The following is a 12,181-nucleotide window of genomic DNA, read 5'->3' as shown; positions in this document are numbered from 1 at the left end:
CAAATTTCCATGAGAGGGCCCAGTGGTCAAGCGCGCGATCATCTGCGTCGGCGACACGACAACGCATGGCGGCAAGGTGCTCGAAGGCTCGCCGACCTTCACGCTCAACGGGCGCAATGTGGCCGGCGTCGGCCACAAGGTACTTTGCCCGCGCTGCAAAGGCATTTTCCCGATCCTTCCCGATCTGCTCGGCCGCCGCTACCCGCATACCATTGCCGACCGCGACACCGCCGTCGAGGGCATGCGCACGGCCTGCGGCGCGGAGCTGATCGCATCGCAGGGAACCGGAACGATCGACGACGTCGGCGCGGGAGAGCGCGGGGACGGCGGCTCGCCCGGCGGATCGGCGGCCGCAGCGGCGGCCGCGGTTGCCCCTTCCCCCACGCTCTGCCTCGAATGCCTGAAGGCGGCGGCCAAGAACGCCGCGACGATGGTCGCGCGCGGATGATGATGACGCCGCCGAATATCGAAGCGCATTTCGAGATGCGCCGCGAGCAGATCACGTTGCCCGCGCGGCTCTTCGCGGTGGTCGACGCGCTGCTCTTCGCCGAAGCGTCGGACGCCCCGCCGCTGCGCCGCGCGAACTACTCGATCGCGCTTTTCGACGGCACGCCCGACGCGTCGCTCGCCGATCACGGCCCGTGGCTGATCGATTACGCGCTCGCGCCGGGGCCGATCCGGCGCGTGCTCGCCGAGCTGGCGGCCGGGCCGGTCGGCCTGTCGTGGCTCGTCAGCGCGTATCCGTTCGAGCGGCTGGCCGCCGAATTGCGCGAGCGCCTCGACGTGCGGCTCCCGGACGGCCGCACGGCGCTGTTCCGCTTCTACGACGCGCGCATCCTGCCCGACATCGCGCGCGTGATGAGCAACGCGCAGCGCACGCATTTCTTCGTCGCGACGTACGACTGGCTCGTCGAGATCGACGGGCGGCTGACCGGAGTGCATCCGCATGCTTGAACTGAGCGCAGAACAGGTCGCCGGACTGGCGCAGATCGACGAGCGCGGCTTCGTCGAACGCGTTCGGCAAGATCTCGTGAAGGAGAATCCCGCGTTTGCCGACGACGGCGGCTTGTCGTCGCGGCTCTGGGCAGCATATCGCGCCGCGCGCGCATTCGGCATCGAGCGGGACGAGAACGTCGTCGCGTTCCTGCGGCTTGAGGCATTCGCGCCGGGCTTCTACGAGAAGCCCGCGACAAAGGCATGGCTCACGCGCCCCGGCCGCTCGGCCGACGCGCGTTTCCACGATTATCTACGCGTCATCCAATGGCGCATCGAACATCCGGACGGAGGGCTGGAACATGGCGGGATTGGTGTTTCCGGTGATAGAAGCGGCGGCGGTGGAGCTTGGTCCGATCTTGGCGCGCGTTGGCGTCGCCTTGTTGGGCGGGGCGACGGTGGCGGGAACGGCGAGCCTGTCGGGTGACACGCCGAAGGAGGACAGCAAGGCGACGCCGGATGTGCGCGCACTGCCGCGCACCGGCGAGAAGTGCAAGCAATGTCCGCCAGAGCAGACCGGCATCCCCGTGCGGAGGCATTACCGCATGAACCGCGAGCCTCGAGAATATCAGGGGCGAGTTACCGGCCGCCCGTATAGCGTCGAAGAAGGATGGAGCGAAGAATGGAGTTGGCTCGGCTTGGACTATGATGGGTTCCAAGCGAGTGAATGTCTGCTCCAAGAGGCGAAGGGCAACTTCGATCAGTTCTTCAGCCGCAAAACACGGCGGCCGATGAAGTGGTTTTCGGGTTTCCGCAAAATCGATCTACAGATCGAGGCTCGCGCCAATGTCGTACGAGCCAACCCTCCAACGAAGCTCAGGTATTACTTTCAAACACCACTGACGGCATCGTATTTCCGCGAGCGTCTCGCCCGCAACGGCATTGCCTACGTCGTGACAGGTTAAACATGAAATTCTTCTCACGCTTCATCGATAAATCGCGCGATGCGTCCAACGTCGCTGAGTACTTTGACGATCTGGGGAGGCTCGCCGAGGTAATCCACGAACACGCTCCAAAGCTCGATCGTTGGTATCTGACCGGCGAGACAAAAGAGGATGCATTGCTTTACAGCGCATTCGAACACTGGAAGCCGACGACGGCGGCACTCGCGGTGGTGCGCACCGAGCGAGGCAGTAACGACTACGCATCCATCTCGCTGTGGGATGGCGGTGACGAGGAAGAGGAATCCGCATCCCTGAGCTGCGTGATTACGCCGAAGGACAATGCGAAAGAGATCGAGGCCGACTTCGTCAACGATCAGTTGTTCGCGATGGATCCGGCGCTCGCGATCGCCTCGACTCTGATTCAACTCACGTCGCCGTCATATCTGACCGTTCAGCCGTATGGCTACTTCGACAAACAGGTGTTCGACGACAAGCCCGGCGTCGGCTGGATGCTCTACTTGCCGAAGGTCATTACGCAGCAGCAGGTTCCGGAGGCCCGAGCGCTGATTCCCGTACCCGCCAAAGGCAAACAGACCGGCACGATCATCGTCAGCGTGACGGACGCCCCGTTCTCGGTCGACAATCCCGAGCACGTCGCGATAGCGAACCGCATCGAGGTCCGGCTCGTCGATCAAGACCTGCTCCCCGCCTACGTCGATATCTGAATCACGCGATGCAAGCCGCGGCGCCGGCGAATAGCCGGCGCAATCCGGCCCGCGATCAATCCGGTGGCCAAGGCCCCGCCGCACAGCGTCCCCTCCGGGCACCCGCCCGCGCCGCGCATTCGCGCATCATATCCATCGCAGAATTAGTGGGCCGACGCCGTACTACTTGATGTCGGGGCTCGCCGCGAACGCGAAGGCGCGCGGCGATCGGGCGGCGGCGCTCGACTGGTACAGGAAGGCGTACGAAGCGGCGAGCGGCCCGGCGACGCGGCTGCGCTGGGGCGCGGCGTACTTCGCGAACGCGGTTGATCTCGCGCCGGACGACGCCGAGCGGATTCGCCGGATCGCGAACGACGTGCTGACGCAGGCGAGCCAGACGCGCAACGCGTTCTACGGCGCGAACCGGCGGGCGCTCGCGCGCGTCGTCACGCAGCTCGCGCACTGGCGGCGGGGCGGCGCGCGCGATGCGGCGGCGCAGGCGGTCGTCAGGCAGTTCGAGGGCCTGTGCGGGAAGCTGCCGGCAGGCGATCCGCAGGTCGGAACCTGCGAGGGCTTGATCCGGACGGCGAAGGCCTGATGCCGGGCGCGACGGCGCGACGGCGATCATGCCGCCGGCCCGCCGCCGCCCCGCCCCGCCGGCCCGCCCGCCGACCGATCGGCCGGCCCGCCGATTCCCCGATTCCCCGATTCCCCGATTCGGCGGCGCGCCGCCGCGCCGGCCGTCCGAGGCGCACCGGCCTCGTCGCCTCGCCACCGGCCGCCTCCGCTCGTCCTGGGCCGCCCACCCTCCCGCGTTTGGTACGATTCACGCTTTCCTACCCACTCGCGTCACCGCGTGAATCGCAGAATCGTGTCGTCAATCCTCGACCGTTGCGCGGCCTGGCTCGCCGCCGCGAAGCCGCACGCCGCCGCCGTCCTTCGCCGCCTGCGCCATCCGACGCGGCGCGGCGCGCTGCTCGCCGTCGCCGCCGTCCCCGCGCTGGGCGTGCTCTACGTGCTCGCGCTGATTCCGTTCACGCCGAGCATCGGCGACATCCGCAAGGCGCGCGTCGACGCGCCCGCGCAGATCCTGTCCGCCGACGGCAAGCTGCTTGCCGAGTTCAAGCCGTCGAACCGCGAATGGGTGCCGCTCGCCGACATCTCGCCGAAGATGGTCGACGCGCTGATCTCGACCGAGGATCATCGCTTCTACGAGCACCACGGCCTCGACTGGCGGCGCACCGCGGGCGCCGCGCTGCGCACGTTCTCGGGCGACAGGCAGGGCGGCTCGACGATCACGCAGCAGCTCGCGCGCAACCTGTATCCGGACGAGATCGGCCGCGCGCCGACGCTCACGCGCAAGCTGAAGGAAGCGATCACCGCGCTGAAGATCGAGGCGGTCTACAGCAAGGCGCAGATCCTCGAGACGTATCTGAACACGGTGCCGTTCCTGTACAACGCGTACGGCGTCGAGATGGCGGCGCGCACGTACTTCGACAAATCGGCCGATCAGCTCGACGCGCTCGACGCGGCGACGCTCGTCGGCATGCTCAAGGGCAACAGCTACTACAACCCGGTGCTGAACCCCGAGCGCGCGCTCGCGCGCCGCAACACGGTGCTCGCGCAGATGGTGAAGTACGGCAAGCTGTCGCCGGCCGCGTATGCGCTGCTGCAGAAGAAGCCGCTGCGCATCGACTTCGAGCGGCAGAAGGAGCCGCCCGGCCCCGCGCCGCATTTCGCGCAGCAACTGCGCAAGTGGCTGATCGCGTGGGCCGATCGCAACGACTACAACATTTACTCGGACGGCCTCGTCGTGCGCACGACGATCGATTCGCGGCTGCAGACGTACGCGACGCAGGCGCTCGCGCGTCAGACGAATCAGTTGCAGGGCATCGCGAACGGGATGTGGAACGCGGGCAGCGGCTGCGCGCCGGGCAATCCGGTGTTCCGCGCGTTCGTGCGCGAGACGCCGGAGTTCCGCGCGGCGCTCGACGGCGGCGCGGCCGAGGATGCGGCGCTCAAGCGCCTGCTCGCCGATCGCGCCTTCACGCGCGCGCTGTGCAAGGCGAAGGCCGATGTGCAGGCGGGCTTTCTCGCGATCGATCCGCGCAACGGGCAGATCAAGGCGTGGGTCGGCAGCCGCGATTTCACGACCGAGCCGTTCGATCACGTGCAGCAGGCGCGCCGCCAGCCGGGCTCGACGTTCAAGCCGTTCGTCTACGGCGCGGCGTTCGCGGCGGGCGCGACGCCCGACGATACGTTCGTCGATCAGCCTGTGGAGATTGCGCTCAAGGGCGGCGAGATCTGGCGGCCCGACGACGACGTGCCGCCCACGGGCAAGCCGATGACGCTGCGCGACGCGATCGCGTATTCGCGCAACCGGATCACCGCGCAACTGATGATGAAGGTCGGCCCGCAGAAGGTCGCGCGGCTCGCGCGCGCGATGGGCGTGCGCGACAGCGAGCTCGACGCGGTGCCGTCGCTCGCGCTCGGCACGAGCCCCGTGACGCTCAAGGAGATGGTGTCCGCGTACGCGACGATCGCGAACGTCGGCGAATACGTCGAGCCGCGGATGGTCACGCGCATCGAGGACCATAACGGCGACGTGCTCGCCGAGTTCGCGAGCGCGTCGCCCGAGCGCGCGCTCGCCGCGCCGGCCGCGCGCACGCTGATCGACGTGATGCGCGGCGTCGTCGAGCGCGGCACCGGCGCGGCGATCCGCTCGCGCTACGGCATTCGCGCGGACGTCGCCGGCAAGACGGGCACGACGCAGGGCGACACCGACGGCTGGTTCATCCTGATGCAGCCCGAGCTCGTCGCGGGCGCGTGGGTCGGCTTCGACGACGGCCGCGTGACGCTCGGCAGCGACTGGGGGCAGGGCGCGAGGAGCGCGCTGCCGATCGTCGGCGATTTCTATCAGCGGGCGATACGCGCGCGGCTCGTCGATACGCGCGCGCGCTTCGCGACCGAAGCGCCGCCGAGCGCGTTCGATACGTTGCGCGGCAAGCTCAATGACTGGTATCGCTATCTGTTCGAGAAGCCTGAGCCGCAGAAGGCCGCGCCGCCGCCGAAGGCCCCGCGCGCGCCGGTCGAGGAGGTGATGCCGGCCTCGGAGGTCGAGGCGGCGTCGGAGGCGGCGGCCGCGGCGGCGCGCGCCGCGTCCGAAGCGGCGGCATCCGCCGCCCTCGCCGCATCGGCGGCAAGCGGCGCGCCGTTTGCGCCGGGCGGTGCGTCCGCGCCGGCGATGCCGCCGCTGTTGCCGCCTTCGCCGCCGCCCGCCGCGCAGCCGGACAACGGCTTGCCGAACGACAACGCGCCGATGTCCCCGACGCCGACACCCGATGCGCCCGGCGCGCCCGGCGCGGGCGGCGGCAACTAGCGGCGGCGCGCCGCCGCGCGCCTACTTCGGCAACTGCTGCGGATCGTAGCGATTGCGCGCGTTCCACAGCATCCATCCGTCCGTGTCGGCGGCCTCGGCGGCGTCCACCTGCGCGCGGATCTCCGCCGCCGCGAAATCGCGGTGATCGAATGCGTAGTCGCGGAACGCCTGCAGCCACGGCCTGAAGCGCACGCCCGGCAGCTTCGTGCGCGAGCGCGCCTCGGCGAGCGAGCGGCGCACGATCTGCCCCGGATCGGCGGTCGGCTGCGTGCAGCCCGGCAACCCCCACGTGAAGCCGGACGGATAGAGCATCGGCGAGATGTAGTCGAGCGGGCCGCCGAGCATCTCGATCTGCTGGCCGATCGCGGTGTCGTCCTCGTTCCAGCAGACGTAGCCGAAGATGTCGGCGGCGATGAACACGTTGTACGGCGCAAGCCGCTCGCGCGCCGCCTGCAGGAAGCCGGAGATCGCCGCGGTGCGGTTCGCGCGCGTGTTCGGCACGCTGAAGCGCAGCCCGCGCGCGTCCGGAAAGCGCACGTAGTCGAACTGGATTTCGTCGAAGCCGAGCTTCGCCGCTTCCTCGGCGACGTCGAGATTGTGCGTCCACGCTTCGCGCAGCGACGGATCGATCCAGCGCAGCTCTTCGCGGTCGTGCCAGATGTCGCCGCCTGCGTCGCGCACTGTCCAGTCCGGATGCGCGGCGGCGAGCGGATCGTCCTTGAACACGACGATCCGCGCGATCAGATACAGCCCGCGCCGGTGCAGATCGGCGACGAGCGCCGCGAAGTCGCGCACGACGGGCGCGTTCGGCGCCTGCGCGGCCGCGCCCGACGCGCGCCGCGCCGCGCTCGGATACGGCGTGACGCCGCGGTCGCCCTTCATGTCGATGACGAGCGCGTTGATCGCGGTTGTGTCCTTGAGGTTGACGGCGGCGTCGCGCAGCGTCTTGCTTGTGATTCCGAACGCGGACAGATAGACGGCTTTCGGCCGGAACGGCGCGAGCGCGACGGTGACGGGCCGGCCCGCTTCGATGGGTGCGCGCGCCGCCAGATAGCCGGGCGCGCGGGCGGCGATGTCGGTTGCCGCAGTGTCGGCCGAGAATGCGCCCTGGTCGTCCGCGCGGATCGGATGACCGTCTATCGTCACGATCGCGGCGGCGATCGGCTTGCCGGTCTGCGCGTCGACGACCGTGCCGCGGATCGCGGCGGACGTGCCGGACGACGTGGCGCCGGCCGGCGCGTCGGGCAGCGCCACCGAGGGGGGCGCGGTGACGGCGGCCGCGACATTGGCCGCGACATTGGCCGTTGCGCGAGCGGCGAACGCGGCGCCGGTCTGCGCGACGCAGGCGATTGCGAGCGCGCACGCGGGCGCGCTCGCTCTCAACCACTGCACGAACGGGTTCGTCATCGATATTTCTCCGTGGGCGTGGCCGCGCGCGCGTTCGCGGGCGTCGCTGCGGCAGTCGTCGAGTGCGCGGCCGTGCCGCCGCCGGCGTGCAGCGAGCGGTCGATCGCATCTGTGCCCCGCGCTTCGCATGCGCGGCGGCGATCGCGTCGGTGAGCAACGCGACGGCGACCGTGGCGAATGCACATCCAAGCGCGCCGGCCGGCGGCGGGCGGGCGGCCGCGGTCGCGGCCGATCTTTCGCGTGCGTCGCGGCTCGCGTCGGCGCGCGGACGGCACACGGCGCGCGCGCGTTGGCAAACGGCCGCCGAGCGCGCTCATCGTGATTCCCCCGCGCGCGGATCGGCACTCGAATCGGCGCGCGGATCGGCACTCGAATCGGCGCGCGGATCGGCACTCGAATCGGCACGCGGATCGGCACGCGCATCGGAACGCGAATCGCCGCGCTCGTCGAGCATTCGCGCGAGCACGGCCGGCGTGCAGCCGTCGACGATCAGAAAGCGCGGCAGCGCGAGCGGCGCGTCGCCGCGGCGGACCTTGCGCGCGTCGAGCGTGAAGCCCGCGACATAGCCGGCCTGCACGGCGAGCGACGTCAGCTCGTCGTCATAGATGCCGAACGGCCACGCGAGCAGATCGACCGGGCCGCCGACTTCACGTTCGAGCAGCGCGCGCGCGTGCGCGAACTGGGTTGCGGCGAAGCGGCGGAACGCGTCGGGCGCGAGGCGTCGCCGCTCCGTGCGGAAGTTCGGATGCCACCACGTGTGCGATTCGATGTCGAAGCGGCCGGTATCGCGCAACGCTCGCAGTTCGTCCCACGTCATCGCATACGGCGCGTTCGAGATCGCGGACGGATAGATGAACAGCGTGACGGGCAATCGCTCGCGCAGCACGAGCGGGCGCAGCAGTTCGTACACCGAGCGGTGGCCGTCGTCGACGGTGATCGCGACCGCCTTTTCCGGCAGCGGCGCGGACGGCGACGCCACCCACGCGACGACGTCGCGCAGCGGCACGATCGTGTAGCCATGCGCGCGCAGGAACGCGAGCTGCGCGTCGAACGTGCTGACGCGCACGGTCATCGAATCGGGCGGCGCGGATGTCGAGAAGCGGTGATAGACGAGGATCGCGGGGCCCGACGCGTCGGCGGCGGCGTTTGCGTCGGCGAGTGCGGGCGGCGCGACGCTCGCCCATGCGAGCCACCAGGCCGCCGCCGCAAGCCGGAATCGGATGAGCCAGGAGCCTGAGAATCGCACGGGCCATTCCTTCGGTTATTCGAAACGTGTTCAGGCGGACCGGTCGCGAAAGCGCGGGCGGCACGCGGTGTTTCCGTGCCCGGCGCGGCGCTCATGCGCCCCGCGTACCCCGGCACCGCACGCGCCCCATACGTCACGCTCGTCACGCTCGCGCGCCAGGCACGAATGCGCGGCGCGCGGTTTCCGTCGGCGAGCGACAACGCGGCGAAGCCGTTTCGCGTGCCGATTCGCGCGCCGATTCGCGTCCCGTTTCGCGCGCCGCCGACGGTGCCCGCCACCGAAGCTTGCAGACTGCGCAAAGCCGGCCGTCATCGGCTCCTGCAAAAGCTCACGTCATCTCCCGTAAAGCTTCACCTTTGCGGAGCCGAGCGCCGGCGCGACAGCGGCCGCATCGGCCGCCTTGCACGGGCGCGGAGCGGCTCGCACCGGATCAGCCTCGCGTCGATCATGCTGCTACGGTTTGACGGGCAGCGGTTGATCGTAGTCAAGAACGCCTGCCGCGACGCAGCGAAGTCGCCGGGCGTGCGCCGCACAGCCGGCGGCGAGGAAAAAATGGCCCGGTGTCGGCTGGAAGGATGGGGAACGCCAACGGCGCGGAGCGTGTACGGAAAGCGGAGCGCCGCATGCGCCATCGGCGCATCGGAGGGCAAGCGCGCGCAAGTGCGCGACGGCGGGCGGCGCGTGCCCGGGCGTCATGCCCGACAAACGCGCCGCGCGATCGCGCCGTCCGCGATGCCGGCCTCCGTCGGCTCCCTCACGCGCGGCAAGCGCCGCCGCTCACGCGGCGCTTTGGTCATGGACGTTCTGCGGCTGCCGCGCTTCGGCGAAGAAGCACCAGCGCTCGGCGACGAGCCCCGCATACTGGATCGCGAACGCGCCGCACGCGAGCGCGAACGATGCACGACTTGCTGCGCGCGGATGCCCGTTGCGTTTTGCACGGCCGCGCGAGCCGCTTTTCGAGCACGGAGAACGCGACGCCCCACGATGTCCCACGATGCCGGCTCGAACTGCGCGCCGTCTCGGACGCGTCGCCGCCGATTGACTCACGTCAATGCCCGGCCGGTTCGCGTCGCTACGCTGAAAGCTGCCGGTGTCGAGCCGGACCGGCATCATCGATCGACGGGCTTCCGGCCGCGCGCCGGATGCCGTCCGTGGCGTTGGCCGTGCATCGTGCGCGGCCGCGAATTCCAGGAGAGAGCAATGAGCAATTTGACGCGTTACGACCCGTTTTCGCTGGAGCCAGTGTCCGATCTGTTCCAGGGCTTGTTCCGCCCGCTGCGCGGCATCGCCGACGTCGAAGAAGAGAAGCTCGCTTCGATGAAGATCGACGTGACCGAGAACGACCAGGCCTACGTCGTCAAGGCCGAGTTGCCGGGCGTCGACAAGAACGACATCAACGTGCAGATCGACGGCAACACCGTGTCGATCGCCGCGAAGGTCGAGCGGAACAAGGAACTGAAGGAAGGCGAGCGTGTGATCCGGCGCGAGCGCTATTCGGGCGAGTTCGCGCGGACGTTCTCGCTCGCGACCGATCTCGACCGCGACGCGGCGAGCGCGCAGTATCAGGACGGCGTGCTGTCGCTGACGCTGCCGAAGAAGGCGACGTCGGAAAAGAAGAAGCTGACGATCAGCTGAAATTCGCGTGTGCGCCGCCGCGCGAGGCGGCGCGCGGCGAAGCGGGCAGGCGTGCGTTCGGTCGCGCGCCTGTCATGCTTTTGTCCGAGCCGATCGACCGGGGCGGCGCTCGAGCGCGATCGAACGCCGGCACGCGCTTGCGGTCTTGCGCGCGCCGCTTGCCGCTTGCCGTGGCGTCATGCATGACGCCACGTACGGCGCGACGCTATGTCATCCGAAACGTTCGCCGTCCCATGTTTGCGCGACGACGCATTCGCATGCTCGCTGCGGACGGTCGCGCAATCCCGCATGCTTACATTGCGCGCCGGACGCCGGACGAAGCACGAAGCACGAAGCACGCCGCACGAAGCACCGCGCGTGAATCGCCGTGCCGCCGAGCACGATGCGCACGCCCGGCGTCCGGCGCATCGCTATTCCGGGCGTTCATCGCCCGCGCGCCGATCCGTTCTCGCTCGATCTCCTCGGAATGCCCGCACCGTCACGCATGCGCGACGGGCTTGCCGACCGTCTGCGCGAGAATCGGCAATTCGTCCTCGTTCAGGCTGAGCGCGTCGGCGAGCAGCCGATGGTTGATCCAGCCGCGCACCACGCAGCCGAGCCCCGTCGACGCGCAATACAGCGCGACGTTCTGCGCGATCGCGCCCGCGGCCACCGCCGAGAACGTCTCGCGCAGCGGCTTGGGCATCGACAGCAGCCGCGACGTCCGCACGACGTAGACGAGATCGAGCGGCGCCGAGCCGACGAAATCCTGGTAGCCGGTGAGGTTGCGCGCATCGATCGAGCGCTTCAACAGCAGCCGGTGCGGCGCTGCGTCGTAGCGATAGACGCCGTCCGGCAGCGCGACATAGATGTCGATCTCGTTGAACGCATGCGCGGACGGCGCGGTGCGGCCGCCCGTCGCCGGGCGGTTGACGCCGTCGGCGGCCCACAGCAGCTCGCCGAGCGTCGTCGGCGCGAGCGCGGCAGACGAGAACTCGCGCGTGCTCGCCCGCAGCGACAGCGCGGCCATCAGCGGCAGGCCCGCGCCGAGATCGGGTTGCGGCAGATCGATGATCGCCGGCGCCTCCTCTTCGGCGGGCGCGGGCAATGCCACGGCGATCGGTTGATAGGTCAGCAGTTCGGGGTCGCTCATGTCCGTCTCCTGGGCAGTGGAATGGCGCGCCGCACCCGCGCGCGAGCGCATGCGTTCGTCCACGATAGCGAGCGCGCGGCGCGCCGGTCTGATCCCGATCAAGCGTCGCGCGCCGGCGCGCGCGAGCCGGCTGCGTTGACGTACATCAGAACGGCCGGGGAATGCGCGTGCGACGCTGGGTGCCTGCTCGCGCGCCTTGGCTTGGGTCGCCGTCCGGCTTTCGGTCCGCTTCGATCCGCCTTGCCGCGCTCGTTGTTCCCGTCGCGCGCGCCGTGCGCCGCATAGCCGGCGCGCGCCCGTCCAGCCTACGAACGGAGGCCGATCGTGAATGCTGCCGAGATCTGTACCCGCGACGTCGTCGTGTGCCGCCGCACCGACACCGTGTTCGACGCCGCGCACCTGATGCGCGACCGCCATGTGGGCGACCTGATCGTCGTCGACGACGTGGGGCAGGCGCACGAGCCGGTCGGCATGCTGACCGATCGCGACATCGTGCTGTCGCTGATCGCGAAGGAAGTCGATCCCGCCGCGCTGTTCGTCGGCGAAATCATGTCCGCGCCGGTCGCCGTCGTCCACGAGCACGACAGCCTGTGGGCGATCGCGCAACGGATGCGGCTGACGGGCGCGCGCCGGATGCCGGTCGTGAACGGCGTCGGCGCGCTCGTCGGGATGGTGTCCGTCGACGACCTGTTGGCGAGCGCGGCGGCGCTGTTCGACGAGATCGCGTCGATTTCGCGGCGCCAGGTTCATTTCGAGGAGAAGGCGCGGGATTGACGGGGGGCGTCGCGGCGAGGGCGGGAC

Annotated in this window: 11 protein-coding genes and 2 pseudogenes; 9 read left to right on the top strand and 4 right to left on the bottom strand. The window is 69.7% G+C overall.

Features of this window, described 5'->3' with window-relative positions:
• Window positions 1-22: 22 nt before the first annotated feature.
• The 7 genes and pseudogenes from BTH_RS11965 to BTH_RS11940 all read left to right on the top strand — a co-directional run bounded on the left by BTH_RS11965 (window position 23) and on the right by BTH_RS11940 (window position 5,960).
• Window positions 23-448, top strand: coding sequence for a PAAR domain-containing protein (locus tag BTH_RS11965; RefSeq protein ID WP_009894408.1), 426 nt, complete (start codon window positions 23-25; stop codon window positions 446-448).
• Entirely contained in the window at window positions 448-954 is a 507-nt protein-coding gene (locus BTH_RS11960) for a DUF4123 domain-containing protein (protein ID WP_025404210.1), read from the top strand. The genes BTH_RS11965 and BTH_RS11960 overlap by 1 nt, the downstream gene beginning before the upstream one ends.
• Window positions 947-1,420, top strand: a complete 474-nt coding sequence (locus BTH_RS11955; RefSeq protein ID WP_009894404.1) for a hypothetical protein — start codon at window positions 947-949, stop codon at window positions 1,418-1,420. Before BTH_RS11960 ends, BTH_RS11955 begins: the two co-directional genes overlap by 8 nt.
• Complete coding sequence (locus BTH_RS30750) at window positions 1,305-1,898, top strand: restriction endonuclease fold toxin 5 domain-containing protein (protein ID WP_223297149.1); 594 nt, start codon at window positions 1,305-1,307, stop codon at window positions 1,896-1,898. The genes BTH_RS11955 and BTH_RS30750 overlap by 116 nt, the downstream gene beginning before the upstream one ends.
• Before the next feature lie 2 nt (window positions 1,899-1,900).
• Window positions 1,901-2,602 carry an immunity 52 family protein gene (locus BTH_RS34465; protein WP_009894402.1) on the top strand — a complete coding sequence of 234 codons (702 nt, stop codon included), beginning with the start codon at window positions 1,901-1,903 and terminating at the stop codon, window positions 2,600-2,602.
• 142 nt (window positions 2,603-2,744) lie between these two features.
• A pseudogene (locus BTH_RS11945) lies at window positions 2,745-3,179 on the top strand (thioredoxin family protein); the annotation flags it as partial.
• A 258-nt stretch (window positions 3,180-3,437) separates the two neighbouring features.
• A complete protein-coding gene (locus tag BTH_RS11940; protein ID WP_025370024.1) occupies window positions 3,438-5,960 on the top strand; it encodes a penicillin-binding protein 1A in 2,523 nt (840 codons plus the stop codon).
• A 21-nt stretch (window positions 5,961-5,981) separates the two neighbouring features.
• Here the strand turns inward: BTH_RS11940 and BTH_RS11935 are convergent, their stop codons facing one another.
• From BTH_RS11935 to BTH_RS33530, 3 genes and pseudogenes are all read right to left on the bottom strand, one after another.
• A complete protein-coding gene (locus tag BTH_RS11935) occupies window positions 5,982-7,367 on the bottom strand; it encodes a putative glycoside hydrolase (protein WP_009894396.1) in 1,386 nt (461 codons plus the stop codon).
• 313 nt (window positions 7,368-7,680) lie between these two features.
• Window positions 7,681-8,613, bottom strand: coding sequence for a polysaccharide deacetylase family protein (locus BTH_RS11925; RefSeq protein WP_009894392.1), 933 nt, complete (start codon window positions 8,611-8,613; stop codon window positions 7,681-7,683).
• A 777-nt stretch (window positions 8,614-9,390) separates the two neighbouring features.
• Window positions 9,391-9,516: pseudogene (locus BTH_RS33530) on the bottom strand (DMSO reductase); the annotation flags it as partial.
• A 297-nt stretch (window positions 9,517-9,813) separates the two neighbouring features.
• Here BTH_RS33530 and BTH_RS11915 point away from each other — a divergent pair.
• A complete protein-coding gene (locus tag BTH_RS11915; RefSeq protein ID WP_009894387.1) occupies window positions 9,814-10,248 on the top strand; it encodes an Hsp20/alpha crystallin family protein in 435 nt (144 codons plus the stop codon).
• A gap of 478 nt (window positions 10,249-10,726) precedes the next feature.
• Here the strand turns inward: BTH_RS11915 and BTH_RS11900 are convergent, their stop codons facing one another.
• Window positions 10,727-11,380 (bottom strand): nitroreductase family protein, encoded by a 654-nt coding sequence (locus tag BTH_RS11900; protein WP_009894384.1) that lies wholly within the window; start codon window positions 11,378-11,380, stop codon window positions 10,727-10,729.
• 324 nt (window positions 11,381-11,704) lie between these two features.
• On the opposite strand from BTH_RS11900, the gene BTH_RS11895 reads away from it, so the two are divergent.
• Window positions 11,705-12,154, top strand: coding sequence for a CBS domain-containing protein (locus tag BTH_RS11895; RefSeq protein ID WP_009894382.1), 450 nt, complete (start codon window positions 11,705-11,707; stop codon window positions 12,152-12,154).
• Window positions 12,155-12,181: the final 27 nt, after the last annotated feature.

This window comes from Burkholderia thailandensis E264 (assembly GCF_000012365.1).
GTDB classification, from domain to species: Bacteria; Pseudomonadota; Gammaproteobacteria; order Burkholderiales; family Burkholderiaceae; genus Burkholderia; species Burkholderia thailandensis.
Note: the sequence above shows the minus strand (reverse complement) of the source record. Positions and strands in the feature narration are given on the sequence as shown.

Coding starts and splice junctions, on each gene's coding strand:
- BTH_RS11960 (WP_025404210.1), top strand. CDS start 448: ATGATGACGCCGCCGAATATCGAAGCGCATTTCGAGATGCGCCGCGAG.
- BTH_RS11955 (WP_009894404.1), top strand. CDS start 947: ATGCTTGAACTGAGCGCAGAACAGGTCGCCGGACTGGCGCAGATCGAC.
- BTH_RS34465 (WP_009894402.1), top strand. CDS start 1,901: ATGAAATTCTTCTCACGCTTCATCGATAAATCGCGCGATGCGTCCAAC.
- BTH_RS11935 (WP_009894396.1), bottom strand. CDS start 7,367: ATGACGAACCCGTTCGTGCAGTGGTTGAGAGCGAGCGCGCCCGCGTGC.
- BTH_RS11915 (WP_009894387.1), top strand. CDS start 9,814: ATGAGCAATTTGACGCGTTACGACCCGTTTTCGCTGGAGCCAGTGTCC.
- BTH_RS11900 (WP_009894384.1), bottom strand. CDS start 11,380: ATGAGCGACCCCGAACTGCTGACCTATCAACCGATCGCCGTGGCATTG.